This window comes from Pseudomonas poae, from assembly GCA_028869255.1.
GTDB lineage: Bacteria > Pseudomonadota > Gammaproteobacteria > Pseudomonadales > Pseudomonadaceae > Aquipseudomonas > Aquipseudomonas poae_C.
The window spans coordinates 2100784-2115216 of sequence record CP110972.1; the positions used below are offsets into that span (position 1 = coordinate 2100784).

Sequence of the window (14433 nt, forward strand, 5' to 3'; positions counted from 1 at the left end):
AGTGTTCGGGACACGGGAGCAGGTGGTAGCCCGTTAACTCGGGTATCCGTTTAGGCTGAAGTCACAAACTGGCCTATCATGAGCACTTTGAACCTGATGAAAGACTGTGATGACTGATAATTTGACGACCGTCCTTGCCACCAGCGACATGCTCGAAATCGACGGGCTGCACGCCTTCGAGTTTGAGCTCGATGACACGCAACTGCTGATCACTGCCATGGACGGCCGTGCTGAAAAACGCTGGCACTTCAGCCTGGAACAGGTAAAGGCCGCGCGTTTCGATGACACACTGCACAGTTGGATACTTACCGGTGATTCGGGCGAGCACCGCCTGATCTGTATGAGCGCCTTCACCGGCAACAATAACAATGAGGATGAAGCGGATGATGATGCGTAAATTCTGGCCCCTGCTGATGGCCGGCAGTGTCGGCGCGATGTCGGTGCAAGCCGCACCGGCGGACACCTATGAACTGTTGGTCGGCAGCTACACCGCCGGCACCAGTGAAGGGATCTACCGCTTGCAGTTCGATAGCCGTACCGGGCAGTTCAGCGGTAAGCCGGTGCTGGCGGCCAAGGTGGCCAACCCATCGTGGCTGACAGTGTCCAAAGACCAGAAGCATCTGTTTGTGGTCAATGAGAACGGCCCGGGCCAGAAAGACCCGGTTGGCCGCGTGAGCAGCTACAGCATCGACCCGCAGAATCATCAGCTGACCCTGATCAACCAGGTGCAGAGCCTGGGCAACGAGCCCACGCATTCCAGCGTGTCCGCAGACGGGCGTTACCTGTTAGTCGCCAACTATTCGGTCCTCGAAGACCCGGGCGGCAGCCTGGCGGTATTGCCGGTCGACGCCCAAGGCAAGCTCTCGGCGCCGGTGCAACTGAGCGGGCACCCAGCCAGCCGGGTCAACCCTGAGCGCCAGGCGTCCAACCATGTGCACTCGGTGGTGTCGTCGCCGGATGGCAAATACGTGTTTGTGCAGGACCTGGGTGCAGACCGGATTTTTGCCTACCACTATGACCCCAAGGCCAACCAGGAACTGCCGCTGACCCCGGCGGAGCCTGCCTTTGTGCAATTGCCGCCGGGCAGCGGCCCGCGTCACCTGCTGTTCAGCGCTGATGGCAAGCACGCCTGGCTGACCACGGAGATGAGCGCGCAGGTCGCGGTGTTCGACTACAAGGATGGCAAGCTGACCCAGACCCAACTTGTGGACTTTGCGGCCGGCCAGCCGGTGTCTGACAAGGCGGGAGCTGCGCTGCATGCGTCCAGCGATGGCAAATTCCTGTATGTGAGCAATCGCGGCACGGCCAACCAGCTGCTGGTGTTCGGCATCGACCCGGCCACTGCGCACCTCAAAGAGCTGCAACGTCGCTCCGTTGAAGGTGACCACCCCCGCGAGTTCAGCCTCGACCCGAGTGGCAAGTACCTGCTGATCGCCAACCAGAAAAGCAACGCGATTGTGGTAGTTGAGCGCGACCCCAAGACCGGCCTGCTGGGTAAAACCGTGCAGACATTGCCGATCGATGCGCCCAGCGACCTCAAGTTTGTGCTGCGTCAATAAGCCACAGGCCCCGCAGTGCGGGGCCTGACCTTAAGTATTAATTGTATTAATAGCGGCTACTGTTTCAAAGCATTTCTAAGGCTTGGCCCTCGGGCGTAAGTTTGGTTCCAAGGCCTTCCCGGCCACTCAACCAAACGAACACAAGGGTTACCGACATGAATTTGAATCTCTTCTCCATCATCGCCGCTTCCGCTGTTTCCGCCACCGTGGCCCTGCCTGCTGCCGCCAGCGTCGAAGTCAGCGGCAAAAAATCCAGCACCAGCGCCTACACCCAGAAATACTTGCAACAAAGCGCCAACTTCTACGCCGCCCTGGACCACAAAACCCAGCAATGAGCCTGATCGAAGGTCAGTGGCGAGCGGGCTTGCCCGCGTTGGGCTGCGAAGCGGCTCCTATCAAGATGAATACAGGGTGTCGGTAAGCCTGCGGTGCCGGGTTGTAGGGGCGCTTCGCGCCCCAACGCGGGCAAGCCCGCTCGCCACAACAAGCCCGCTCGCCACGACAAGCCCGCTCGCCACCGGGCGTTAGGTGGCCTTCGCCATCACTGCGATAAACAGCGGCGACTGCACGATCGTCTCAAGCCACTGCTGCAATCGGCTATACGGCGTGCCGGCAAACCAGTCCCGGTCCACGTGCGCGAATTGGCGCACGAACGGCGCCAGGGCCATGTCCGCCAGGCTCGGGTGATCGGCCAGTAAATACGCACGGCCCGCTAACAACTCCTCCAGTTTCTGCAAAAACACCTCGCCCTCGGCTCGATAGTGTTCCATCGGCTGCTGTGGGTAGCGTTCGGCATACTTGTATCGATTCAAATGATGTTTGAACACCTGATCATTTTCGGCGATCAGTGCCGCCACCGCCGGGTCGCCGCCCAGCAGCCAATTATCCGGGTCATGCTGCGCCAGGGCCCAGCGCATGATGTCCAGGCTTTCATCGATCACCGCGCCATCCACGTTCAGCACCGGCACCGTGCCCTTGGGCGACAGCGCCAGCATCTCGGCCGGCTTGGCCTTGAGGCTCACCTCGACGATCCGCACCGCCACGCCTGCGTAGCGCAAGGCCAAACGCGCGCGCATCGCATACGGGCAGCGCCGAAACGAATACAGCAGCGTTTCGCTCACTTGACCTCCAGGGTGCTCAGGCCGTTGCCTTGGCGCTTGACCTGGATCTGCACCGGGATGCGCTCATGCATTTCCTGCACGTGGGAAATCACCGCCACTTTGCGGCCCTGGGCCTGTAAGCCGTCCAGGGCATCCATGGCCAATTGCAGCGATTCCGGGTCGAGGCTGCCGAAGCCTTCGTCAATAAACAGCGATTCGATTTTCAAGGTACTCGACGCCATCGACGCCAAGCCCAACGCCAGCGCCAACGACACCAGGAACGTCTCGCCGCCCGACAACGAATGCACCGAGCGCAATTCGTCGCCCATTTCCGTGTCCAGCACCAACAGGCCCAACATGCTGCCGCCGCGCTTGAGGCGATAGCGCCGCACGAGCTGGCGCAGTTGCACGTTGGCGTGGTGCACCAGCAGGTCGAGGTTGTAAGCCTGGGCGATCTTGCGGAAAGTGTCGCCGGTGGCCGAGCCGATCAGCGCGTTCAGGCGCGCCCAGCGCTGCCACTCGTCGTAGGCGTTGGCGATTTGCTCGGCCAAGGCACTGTTGGCGTCCTGGCGGCGCTGGTCTTCGGACTGGCGTGCGCGCAGTTCGGCGCAGTGTTTTTCGCCATCGGCCAATTGCTGATTAAGCGCGGCCAGGGTGCTGTCCAGTTCTTCGGCCTCCAGGTTGCCGTTGTGCAGGTTCTGGTGCTCGGCCAGAAGTCGTTCGCGCTCCTGCAGCAGCACCTTGGCTTGTTCGACGGCTTTTTCGCTGTGTTGCAGGTGTTGGCGCAATTCGTTGACTTGGTTGTCATCGAAGGCCAGCAAACGCGTGAGCCCGTCGTCGTCCAATTCCGGGTGCAAGGCGCGCCATTCGCTCAGGCGTTCGTTGAGGCTGTGCTGTTCGGCGCCCAATGCCTGTTGGCGTTCCTGCTGGGCCTTGAGGTCGGCGGCCAGTTGGATCAAGGCGTTGCGCAAGTCTTGCAGCTGTTGATTGGCGTCGGCCTCGCTCTGGCGTGAGTGCGCCACCGCGTGGTCCAGCTGCAGTTGCCAGTGTTCGGCACTGGCGTGCTCACCCAGCAGGGCGCTGAGCTTTTCCTCGGCGGCCTGTTGCTGTGTGGCCAGGTCAGTGACTTGCTGCTGCAGGGCTTGCAGTTGCTGCTGGCGATGCTGCTGATGGGTCTGTTCTTTCTCGATAGCCTGCTGGCGCTCTTGCTGCTCGGCCAGTTCATCGCGCTGATGGCCCAGCTGTTCCAGACGCTGGCTGACGTGTTGGTCCAGCTGCATAAAGGTCGCTGCCGGTTCACGGCGTAAGCCTTCAAGTGTCTCGGCGGGCAGCAGGCCGGAAAACGCCTGCAATTCTTCGTCGAGGCGTTCGCGGTCGTTGGACAGCTCGCGCTGCTGGTCCACCAGCAACTGACGGGCTTGTTGGCTCGCGTCCTGGGCGGCTTGCAGTTGCTGCTGCAAACGCCCGGCATTTTGTTGCAGGTTGAGCAGGGCGCCTTGGCGCTGTTCATCCTGGCCGATGCTTTGCGTCAGTTGGTTCAACTGCTGCGCCAGCCAGGCGCTGCGTTTTGCCGCCTCCTGATTGAACAGCGAGGCGGACAACGGGTGTGCTTGCAGGCTTGGTGCCAGGCCCTGTTGTTGCGTCGATAACAGCTCCTGCTGTTGCAGGAATTCTTTTTGCTGGGCGATCAACCCACCCACTTCGCCCCGCAGTTCGGTGAGTTTTTCCTTGAGCGTGTCGACGGCTTTCTGCGCCGCCGCTTCTTCGTTTTCATCATGCCGGCCGAGGCTTTGCAGCAGGGCTTCGGGCTGGTGGTACGGGTGTTCATGGCTGCCGCACACCGGGCACGGCTGATCATCCTGCAATTGCTCGCGCAGCTCCTCGACACTGGCACTGCGCGCCAGGCGTTGGCGCTCCAGCAATTGTTTGGTCACCGTCAGGGTTTGCTCGGCCACCGTCAACTCGGCTTTGGTTTGCAGGCCAGTCTGGTTCAGCTGTTCGCGTTGTTGCTGCGCCTGCGCAAGTTTTTGCGTCAGCTTGGCCGCTTCTTGATCCAACTGCTGCTGGCTGTCCCACAAGCGCGTGAGGTCTTCGAAGGCGCGTTGCTGCTTGCGATTGTCTTGCAGGAGGCTTGCAAGTAACTGGATTTGTTCGGCGACAGCGTGCGGTTCGGCACCGGCTTCCTGGTACAGCAGGTCCAACGCTTCGCGTTGTTGGGTGAACTGTTCGGCGGCGCTGGTGGCGCGCTGTTCAAGCTGCGGCAGTTCGGCCTGGCCTTTGTTCAGGCGATTGCCGATCAGCATCAATTGTTGTAAACGGTCGCGGTAGGCAACCCAGGCATCGCTCAACGGCGCAAACGCCGCACTGCGTTCAAGCTCGGCGGCCAGGCGTTGCAGGCGCCCAGCGACCTGGGCTTGCTTCTCCAGCAAACCATTGAGCAATGCCTGGCCGTCAGTGCAGGCGCTTTCCTGCTGCTGTTTGTCGTCGCTGCGCCTGGCCAGGTCTTTGGTCAGGTGGGCGAGGGTGCTTTGTTCTTCAAATGCCTGGCGCAGCAACGGCACCGCGTCAGCCTGCTGCTTCAGGGCTTCAGCCAAGGCCGCCTGGGCGGCGGCTTGCTGTTGTTGCGCCTGCTCCTGACGGGCCTGCAGCGCGGTTTGCTGCTCGAGGTGCTGCTGAATCTGTGCGGCGAGTGGGGTCAGCAACGTCCCGAGTTCAGCCTGGCGGGCGAACTGATGGCGTTGCGGCGCCAACTGGTCCAGGCGGCTCAGGTCCTGGCGTTGCGGGGCCTGGCTGTCCCAATCCGCCTGCGCCCGTTGCAGTTGCTCCGTAGCACTTTGCTGGCGCTCCTGCCATTCACGCAGTTCCTTGAGCCAGGTGTGCTGCAACTCCAACTGCTTGAGTTGGGCTTGCTGAGTCTTGAGCTGTAGCTGGGCCTCGGCCAGTTGTTGATCCAGTTCAGCACGGGCTTGCGGCGCCAGGGGCACCACGCCGGTGGCCTGGTCTTGCAAGGCTTTATGGGCGTCGCGGGCGTCCTTGGCCTTGTCGAAGGCGCGGCGGCCGAGCTGGGTATACAGCGCGGTGTCGGTGAGTTTTTCCAGCAGTTCGCTGCGTTCGTTATCGTTGGCCTTGAGGAAGGCACTGAACTCGCTCTGCGCCAGCAAAACGGCGCGGGTGAACTGCTCGAAATTCAGGCCCAGGGCCAGTTCCAGCTGGGTCTTGTATTCGGTTTTCTGGCTGGCCAGCAGTTGGTCGCTGTCCAGGTCGATCAGGCTCTGGCGGCTGTTCTGCAACTTGCCGCTGGCCTTGTCGCGGGCGCGGTTGGCTTCCCAGCGTGCGCGGTAGCGACGCCCGCTGACGCCGACAAAATCCACCTCGGCATACCCGCCGCCGGTGCCGCGACGGACCAGGGTGCGTGGGTCGCCGATGGATATATCGGTATCGGCGTCCGGCATTTTCGCCTGGCCGGTGTCGCCCAGGCGTGGCACTGCACCAAACAGCGCCAGGCACAAGGCATCGAGCAAGGTACTTTTACCGGCGCCGGTCGGGCCGGTAATCGCAAACAACCCGGCGCTGGCCAGGGGCTCGGCGGTAAAGTCGATCTCGAACGGGCCGGCCAGCGAGGCGAGGTTTTTCAGGCGGATAGCAAGGATCTTCATGGCTGTTGCTCCTCCTGTTGCACCCCCTGGAGCAGCACGGCGAAATCCTTCAAGGTCTGTTCATCCACTTCACTGCCGTAGCTGTCCTGCCAGGCGCGGCTGAACAGTTCCTGCGGGGTGAGCTGGTCCAGCTCGATCAGGCGTTCTTCGTTGTCATCTTCGCGACGGCCCTTGCCGGCGTATTCGGCGGCAATGCGCACCAGGCGCACGGCTTTGCCTTGCAGTGCAGTTTCGATTTGCTGGCGCAGGTCGGGTTGCGGCTCGTCGAGGCGCACGCGCACTTCCAGCCAGGGGTGGCGCTGGGTTTCGGCCAGCAGGTCGACGTCGGGCAACTCGGCCAGCGCCTTGAGAATATCCGCCAGCGGTGCGGCGTCCAGGCGTTGCAGGTCGACCGAACGGGGGATCAGGATCGGTTCGACACCCACCAGGCATTGGCCCTGGAAGGTCACATCGAGAATCTGGTGCTTGTAGCCGATTTCGGAAAATGACAGCGGAATCGGTGAGCCACTGTAGCGAATACGCTCCTCGCCATTCACCCGTTGCGGCTTGTGCAGGTGGCCAAGGGCGACATAACCCACGCTGGCATCGAACAGGCTGGCGGGCAGCGCCTCGGCATTACCGATGATCAGGCTGCGCTCGGAATCTTCCGACACCGAACCACCGGCCATGTGCGCATGGCTGATGGCGATCAGCGCCTGGCCTTTTTTGCGTTTGGCATTCGCGGCAGCGATCAGCCTTTCATGCACTTGGCCAATGCCACGCAGGTAATCGTCGCCCAGGTGCGCGCCGGTGACTTCCGCCGGGCGCAAAAACGGCAGTGCCAGGCACCAGGCGGCGATTTTGCCCTTGGCATCGGGCAACGGGATAAGCAGGCGCTCGGCATCCAGTTGGCCATCGTCCAGCCACAGCACGCGGCCCAGCGCATGGGTGCGCAGGCGGCGCATCAACGGCGCAGGCAATTCGATACGCGAGCCGGAGTCGTGGTTGCCGGCGATCATCACAATCGTCAGTTTGGGGTTCTGTTCGTGGGCGCTGATGATGAAGTCATACAGCCGCTCTTGGGCCTTGAGCGGCGGGTTGACCGTGTCGAAGATATCGCCGGCGATCAGCAGCACATCCGGGCGCTGGGCGTTTAATTGGCCCAGCAGCCACTCAAGGAAACAAGCGTGTTCGAAGTCGCGTTCCTGGCCATGCAGGTTTTGGCCGAGGTGCCAGTCGGAGGTGTGAAACAGACGCAAGGCGAACTCCGTGCAGAAGATGAAAAGGAGGGGAGTTTACCTGTAAAAGCCTGCGGCTAGCCTGAATGCTGTCCACTTTTAAGGCCAAACACTGTACCTGTGGCGAGTGGGCTTGCCCGCGTTGGGTCGCGAAGCGACCCCGTGCTTTGTTTAAAAGAATGGGACTGCTACGCAGTCCAACGCGGGCAAGCCCGCTCGCCACAACGGTGTGCTACAGGGATTACGCGTTGTGCAGGCAGTTCAGTGCGCGGTCGGCCAGGGTTTTGGCATTGTTGATCAGGTGTTCGGTGGCGCCGGCCATGTGGCGCTCATTGCCGAGCAGCGCCTGGGTGGTGCCGGCGGCGGTGGCGGCTGCACAGCGCAGCAGGTCGCAGATCTGGGCGAGGGCGTCTTCGAAGCTGAGGTCCTGGTGCACGGAGAAAGGCGGTTGTGAGTCGGGTTTCAGGTAGTGGCTGAGGGCGCGCTCGAAGATTTCGCGGGGTGGGTCTGGGACGATTTTGTTCATGAGTAAAGCTCCTACTAATAAGTTGGGGAGCCATCCTGTGCCGTTTCCACACGGCAGATTAGGTGGCAGCCATACGCGGGGTGGAAAACCGAGTAGTAGGACTCGGCCAGACCGAAGTCTGCCCGCGTACAGCCGCCATTGAGCGTTTTCATACGATCATGACGCCTACTAGTTCACAGGTTTCCACACCCGATCGCTGATATGCAGCGACGGAGCGAAGGCTAGCCAGTGAAATGAGCAGGCGCAAGCCCGTGGGATTGTCTAGGAAACTTCCCGCAAATTAAAGGGATAAGGATTGCTGGCGATGAGCTTTTTTGTGGCGAGCGGGCTTGCCCGCGTTGGGCTGCGAAGCGGCCCTAAACCGGTGATCGCGATTTGCCTGGATTAATGGGGTGGCTTTACTGGGGCTGCTTTGCAGCCCAACGCGGGCAAGCCCGCTCGCCACAACAAGCCCGCTCGCCACAACAAGCCTGCGAGACACAAAAGTCCATCGGTTACTTAGGGTATAGAGGCGGCAAGCTGGTGGTATCCGTCGCCGGGTCTTGCTCGCGCTCGGCCACTGGAATGGCCTTGACTGCACGCCACAGGTCTTCGCCCAGCCAGTACTGGCCGCTCTCGCTGTACAGCGCACCGTTCAGCCCGTCCAGGGCGTCGGACAACGGCACAAACCGTGCGGCCATGTCGGCCAGGGTTTCCGGTTGCTGGCGCGCCCACGCATCCAGTGCCTGGCGGGTGGCCTGGGGGTCGTTGGCCTGGGTGGCGCGCTTGAGGTCGTCGAGCAGGCTGCGCGGGCTCGGGCCGGTTTGCGCGGCGCGCAGCACCGCCGGTTGCCAGCGCGCACGCCACCACAGGCCGAAGCCAAGCAGGGTGGTGCAGGCCAGCATCAAGGTGCTGAGCTGCCATAGCCACAGGCGGCTGTCGTCGGGGGCGGTGATGATGGTGGGGGTGGCCGGGGTGTCCACCACCAGGCTCGGGTTGTTCGCCACTTGCAGGGTGCGGGCCGGCAGGCTGGTGCGCTCCAGGTGGTCTTCGTGGGTGTTCCACCACAGCACTTCCACGGCGGGCAGTTCCAGCGCGCCGATGCGGGTGGGCACCAGCGCTTCGCGGTCTTCGCGGCTGCCGATCAGGCCGCGATCATTGCTCTGGTTGCCGAGCACCGGCTGGTCCGGATAACGGCGCAGGCCATTGATGTCGGTGCTGGGCAGGGCCGGCAGTTGCGCGCTGGACAAGCCCTCGGCCTTGATCGTCAGGCTGCGGGTCAGCGAGTCACCGACCTGCACGTGGTCGGGCACCGGGTTCCAGTTTTCGCTCAGGGTCAGGCTGCGCGCCGGTAGCCAGGGGGCGTCGGCGGGGTACAGCTCCGGCTTGGGCTTGACCGTGAGTTGCAAGGGCGCGGAGCTGACGTGAATCAGCTTGCCCGGCTTGGTGCCTTGCAGCGTGTTCTCTTGTGGCGGGCGCGACTCCACCAGCGTGGCGCTGAAGGTTTGCGTGGGAATGTCCAGGCTGCCGCTGTGCTGCGGGTAGATCGCGTAGCGGGTTTCGATCACGCCGTGGCGGATGCTGTTGATGACTTTTTCATAGGTGCGCGACTCGCCCAACTGCTCCACGCGCGCATCCGGGATCTGCAAGGGCGTGAGGCTGCTGTCGTCATACAGCGACACCGAGTGGTACACGCGCACCGTCAGCAACGCCTGAGCCTGCACATACACGGTGCTCTGATCGAGGTTGGCTTCGACAAACACCGGGGCCAGTTCCGCGCTGGTGTTCTGGCTGGCGGTTTCCACCACTTGCAGGCTGATTGGCTGGGTCTTGTAGTCGCCCACTTGCAGCGGCGGGATGACCACAGTGCCGTTCTGCCGGGGCAACAAGGTGATGATCCAGCGCGTGGTGGCATGGTTATCGCCGCCCAGGGTGGTGAGCTGGTTGAGCTGGCGCGTGCCGCTGACTTCGAACTGCGCGTCCAGCGGCGACAGGTCGGGCTTGCCGAACTGGGTGACGTCGCTGGATTCCACCGTCAGCTCTACCGTTTCGCCGGAATTGAGGCGGCTGCGGTCGACACTGGCGGTCAGGGTCGCCGCCTGGGCGTGGCCTGCCGACAACGCGAGCAAAAGCAGTAGGGTGGTGCGGCGGCTCATCGAGTCTTGTCCTGATGTTGTTGCTGTTCGTACCAGAATTTGCGTCGCAGCAGTTCGCCGGGGTTGTCCGGGATCTCCCGCAGCCATTGTTCCAGGGCCTGGCGGTGTTCACCGTCGAGGCTGGCGTCGGTGGGGCGCAGCGGCGGGGTGGTGGTTTGCTCATCCCCAAGCTCGCTGCCCGGTACTTCATTGCCGCCGCTTTGCGGTGTGCTGCCGGGTTTGGTCTCGCCGGTACCGGCTTCGCTCTGGCCCTGGGATGACTGTTCACCGCCCGCTGCATTTTGCCCGCTGGCGCCCGGTTGCGCAGTTTGGCCGGGTTGGGTGGTTTCGTCATCCTCGTTTTTTGCCGGTTTTTCGGGCTCGGGCTGCGCCTGTTGCTGCAATAAGGTTTCCACCAGGGCTTTGTTTTTCAGGGCCGGCTGCAAGTCGGGCTGGGCTTCCAGGGCTTGTTCGTAGGCGTCGATTGCGGCTTCCAATTCGCCGGATTTAGCCAGGGCGTTTCCGCGATTGTAGTGGGAATAGGCGTCATTGCCCTCGGCAAAACGCTTGATGGCGTCGGCGTAGTTGCCCGCTTCATACAGCGCCACGCCTTGCCATTGCGGGTCTTCGAAGTGTTCGGCGGCCTCGGCCGGGCGTTTTTTCTTGAGCAGGTATTGGCCCTGCTGGTCGGGGCGCAGCCACAGGTCTTGCAGGCCGAAGGCGTAGCTGGGCTGCGGCGCAGCCATCAACAACAGGGGAAGGCAAAACAGCCAGCCACGGCGCGCGGCGCAGGCGGCCAGCAACAACAGCGGCAGAAGCAGCCAGTAACCCTGATCGGCCCAGGTATCGAGGTGCAGCAGTTGGCCGTCATTGCGCAGGGCTTGCGGGGTGTCCAACACGCCGAGTTGGCGCAGGTCTTTGTCGTCGAGGCGCGCAGCCCGGTAACGGCCACCCATTTCGCTGGCGAAAGCTTTGAGCGTCGGGCTGTCGAGGCGCGGCACCAGGATCGCGCCTTGTTCATCCTTGAGGAATTCGCCGCTCTCCTGGGTTACCGGGGTGCCCTCGCGGCTGCCGATGCCGAGGATCGACAGACTCGGCGCCTGCGCACTTTGCAGCACCAGGCGAATGCCTTGGCGTTCCTGCTTGGACAGCGAGGAGCCGATCAGCAGCAGGCGGCCCTGGCCCAGGCCACCGTGCTTGAGCAAGCCCAGGGCTTTTTCCACCGCGAGGTCGGCGCGGTGGCCGGGCTCGGGCATCAGCGAGGGACGCAGGGCTTCGAGCAGGTTGCGGCTGGTGGCCAGGTCGTCCGACAGCGGCACCAAGGTGTGGGCGCTGCCCGCGTACACGATGATGGCGGTTTGCGCATCGGTGCGCGCCTGCAACAGGTCATACAGCTTGCGCCGCGCTTGCTCCAAGCGGTTGGGCGGGCTGTCGGTGGCGAGCATTTCCGGGGTCAGCTCCAGCAACACCACCAGCGGGTCGGAGGGCTTCTGGCTGGACTGCTCGACTCTTTGCCAGCTGGGGCCGAGCAGCGCGAGTACGGCCAACAGCCAGGCAATACCGAGCACCACCCACGGCGCTTTGCTTTCGCGGCCGTTGCCGCCACTGAGCAGCACCGCGTGAAAGGCCGGCGGCAGGATCACCTGCCAGCGCCCGGCGCGCTTTTGCCGATGCCACAGCTGCCACAGCAACCAGCCGAGCAACGGCAGCAGCAACAGCCACCCGGGGCGGAACCAGTGCGGCCACAGGTCGATCATCGACGCCTCCGCAAACGCAGGCGTTTGAGGCGCTGGCGCCATTGCGGGTGTTGTTGCAGGAAAATCCCCTTGCTGGTCAGTTTGTTGAACAGCCGTTGCAACGCGTTGTTCGGCCAGCGTTCCTGGATCACCAGCAACATGCTCAACACCAGCGCCAACGCCAGCGGCGCGCTGTACAGCGCCTGGGCCGGGCGGGCCTGGGTCGGTTGTTGTTCCACCGGTTCAAGCTGGTCGAGGGTTTGCTTGATCGCTTGCAGCTCGTTGCCATCGCGGGCGCGAAAGTATTGCCCGCCGGTGGCCTCGGCAATCGCCTTGAGGGCAGGTTCGTCCAGATCCAAACTCGGGTTAACCCCCAGGATGCCCAGCGAGCCGGTTTGCTCGGGGTCGGCGCCGATGCCGATCGGGTAGATTTTCACGCCTTCTTCGGCGGCCAGGCGTGCGGCGGTCAGCGGGTCGATCTGCCCGGCGTTGTTGGCGCCGTCGGTAACCAGGATCAGCACGCGGCTTTGCGCCGGGCGCTGGCGCAGGCGCTTCAAAGCTAGGCCGATGGCGTCGCCGATGGCGGTGTTTTTGCCGGCGATGCCGATGCGCGCTTCATCGAGCCAGGTGCGCACGGTGCGCCGGTCGAAGGTCAGCGGCGCTTGCAGGTACGCCTGGCTGCCGAACAGGATCAGGCCCACGCGGTCACCTTCGCGGCCTTCGAGGAAGTCACCGAGCAAATGCTGTACCAGGTTCAAGCGGCTGACGTCCTCGTCCTGCCAGTGCATATCGGGAAAGTCCATGGAGCCGGACACGTCCACCGCCACCAGCAGGTCGCGGCCACTGGCGGCAATCGGCAGTGGTTCACCAAGCCATTCCGGGCGGGCGGCGGCGGTCAACAGCAGCAGCCACAACACCACGAACGGCGCTTGCTGGCGCCAGCCCGGCAGGTTCACCCGGGCGCGGCGGCGGGCCAGGCCCTCGAGGTCGCTGAGGTAGCTGACCTTGAGCGCAGGCTCGCCGCTGTCGGCCACCGGCAAAATAAGCCGCATCAACCAGGGCAATGGCAACAGGGCGAAGATCCACGGCCAGGCGAACTCAAACATGTTTGCGAATCCAGGTGTCGACGGCTTGGGTCAGCCCGGCGATGGCTTTGTCGTCGAGTTTGCATTCGGGCTTGTAGGCGCCTTCCACCAGCACCATCCAGCGCGTGAGGCCGGCGGCGGGGCAGCGGTTGTCGAGGAAGGCCAGCCATTTGCGCCCGTTGAGGGTGTGGCTCTGGCTGTAGGGGTAGTCGTTGCGGCACAGGCGCTTGAGCAGGCCGTTGAGTTGTTGCAGCCAGGCGCCAGCGGGTGCGCCGTCGTAGGGTTTGGGCATCAAGGCCAGCTCGGCCAGAGCGGCGATGCGCAACGGGTCCAGCGGTTGTTCGGCGCGGGCCAATGGTCGGCGCGCGGGCAAAAAGCGCCGCAGGGACCACAGCCCCCAGCCCAGCAACGGAATCACCAGCAACAACAGCCACCAACCCGGTGCAGGTGGCCAGAAGCCAATGGCCGGTGGGGCGATCAGCGGTTGCAGTTGGTCGAGGCTGCTCATTGCTTTTTAACCGGGCGTTGCGGGTTGAGGTATTCGCGCAGTTGCTCGACCATTTCGCTTTGGGTGCTCAAGGGCATCAGCAGGATGCGCAGTTTTTGTGCGAGCAGTTCCCAGCGGGCAATGCGGGCTTCGGCCTGGGCCTTGTAGGCTTGGCGCAGGTCGAAGTTCAGCGTGTCCAGTTCCAGCTGCGCGCCGCGTTCGGCAAAACGCAGTAGCCCGGCGGCGGGCAGGGCGTGGTCCAGTGGGTCGGAGATCGGAAACAGCAGCACATCGCAATGGCGCGACAGCAGGCTCAGCTGTTGCTCGGCGCCTTCGGTGAGGGCGCGCTCATCGCAAATCACGATCACCAGGCTGCCGGGGCGCAGCACTTCACGGCCGCGACGCAGGGCCATGCCAAGGGCGTCGGCTTCGGGGCGGCTTTCGGTATTGAGGCTCTGGTTGACCCGTACCAGGCGGTTGAGCAACTGCAACAGACTTTGCTTGCTGCGCCGGGGTTTGATTTCGTAGTGCTCGTTATCGCCGAACACCAGCCCGCCGACGCGATCGTTATGGCCCAACGCCGCCCAGCCGATCAGGCTGGCGGCTTGGGCGGCGAGCACCGACTTGAACATCTGGCCGGAGCCGAAAAACAGCCGGCAGCTTTGCTCCACCATGATAAAAATCGGCCGTTCGCGCTCTTCGTGGAACAGCTTGGTGTGCGGCTCCTGGGTGCGCGCCGTGACGCGCCAGTCGATGGTGCGCACGTCGTCCCCGGCCTGGTACACGCGCACCTGGTCGAAGTCGACGCCGCGCCCGCGCAGCTTGGAGTGGTGCAGGCCGATCAGCGGGCTGCGCTGGCTCGGCGTGGAAAACAGCTGCACTTCGCGCACGCGGTGGCGCATCTCAATCAGTTCGCTGAGCGTGACGCGGATCCCATCGCTGGCATTCATGGG

Annotated in this window: 12 protein-coding genes; 3 read left to right on the forward strand and 9 right to left on the reverse strand. The window is 63.3% G+C overall.

Annotation, left to right across the window (positions count from 1 at the left end; all coding sequences use genetic code 11):
* The first annotated feature begins 109 nt into the window (after positions 1-109).
* The 3 genes from LRS56_09725 to LRS56_09735 all read left to right on the forward strand — a co-directional run bounded on the left by LRS56_09725 (position 110) and on the right by LRS56_09735 (position 1894).
* Positions 110-397 (forward strand): DUF5629 family protein, encoded by a 288-nt coding sequence (locus tag LRS56_09725; GenBank protein WDU64713.1) that lies wholly within the window; start codon positions 110-112, stop codon positions 395-397.
* The gene (locus tag LRS56_09730) at positions 384-1559 is read left to right on the forward strand and encodes a lactonase family protein (protein WDU64714.1); all 1176 of its coding nucleotides are present in this window, start codon (positions 384-386) and stop codon (positions 1557-1559) included. The genes LRS56_09725 and LRS56_09730 overlap by 14 nt, the downstream gene beginning before the upstream one ends.
* Positions 1560-1714: 155 nt before the next feature.
* Positions 1715-1894, forward strand: coding sequence for a hypothetical protein (locus LRS56_09735; GenBank protein WDU64715.1), 180 nt, complete (start codon positions 1715-1717; stop codon positions 1892-1894).
* A gap of 189 nt (positions 1895-2083) precedes the next feature.
* Here the strand turns inward: LRS56_09735 and LRS56_09740 are convergent, their stop codons facing one another.
* The 9 genes from LRS56_09740 to LRS56_09780 all read right to left on the reverse strand — a co-directional run bounded on the left by LRS56_09740 (position 2084) and on the right by LRS56_09780 (position 14430).
* Positions 2084-2680: a glutathione S-transferase gene (locus LRS56_09740; GenBank protein WDU64716.1), complete on the reverse strand. Its 597-nt coding sequence runs from the start codon at positions 2678-2680 to the stop codon at positions 2084-2086.
* On the reverse strand, positions 2677-6315 hold the full coding sequence (locus LRS56_09745) for an AAA family ATPase (protein WDU64717.1): 3639 nt from the start codon (positions 6313-6315) through the stop codon (positions 2677-2679). The genes LRS56_09740 and LRS56_09745 overlap by 4 nt, the downstream gene beginning before the upstream one ends.
* Positions 6312-7553, reverse strand: a complete 1242-nt coding sequence (locus tag LRS56_09750) for an exonuclease SbcCD subunit D C-terminal domain-containing protein (protein ID WDU64718.1) — start codon at positions 7551-7553, stop codon at positions 6312-6314. The genes LRS56_09745 and LRS56_09750 overlap by 4 nt, the downstream gene beginning before the upstream one ends.
* Positions 7554-7773: 220 nt before the next feature.
* Positions 7774-8058, reverse strand: coding sequence for a hypothetical protein (locus tag LRS56_09755; protein ID WDU64719.1), 285 nt, complete (start codon positions 8056-8058; stop codon positions 7774-7776).
* Between the two features lie 494 nt (positions 8059-8552).
* Positions 8553-10193, reverse strand: a complete 1641-nt coding sequence (locus LRS56_09760; GenBank protein ID WDU64720.1) for a BatD family protein — start codon at positions 10191-10193, stop codon at positions 8553-8555.
* A complete protein-coding gene (locus tag LRS56_09765; GenBank protein WDU64721.1) occupies positions 10190-11929 on the reverse strand; it encodes a tetratricopeptide repeat protein in 1740 nt (579 codons plus the stop codon). The genes LRS56_09760 and LRS56_09765 overlap by 4 nt, the downstream gene beginning before the upstream one ends.
* Positions 11926-13014 carry a VWA domain-containing protein gene (locus LRS56_09770; protein ID WDU64722.1) on the reverse strand — a complete coding sequence of 363 codons (1089 nt, stop codon included), beginning with the start codon at positions 13012-13014 and terminating at the stop codon, positions 11926-11928. Before LRS56_09770 ends, LRS56_09765 begins: the two co-directional genes overlap by 4 nt.
* Positions 13007-13501 carry a DUF4381 domain-containing protein gene (locus LRS56_09775; protein WDU64723.1) on the reverse strand — a complete coding sequence of 165 codons (495 nt, stop codon included), beginning with the start codon at positions 13499-13501 and terminating at the stop codon, positions 13007-13009. Before LRS56_09775 ends, LRS56_09770 begins: the two co-directional genes overlap by 8 nt.
* A complete protein-coding gene (locus LRS56_09780) occupies positions 13498-14430 on the reverse strand; it encodes a DUF58 domain-containing protein (GenBank protein ID WDU64724.1) in 933 nt (310 codons plus the stop codon). The genes LRS56_09775 and LRS56_09780 overlap by 4 nt, the downstream gene beginning before the upstream one ends.
* Between the last annotated feature and the right edge of the window lie 3 nt (positions 14431-14433).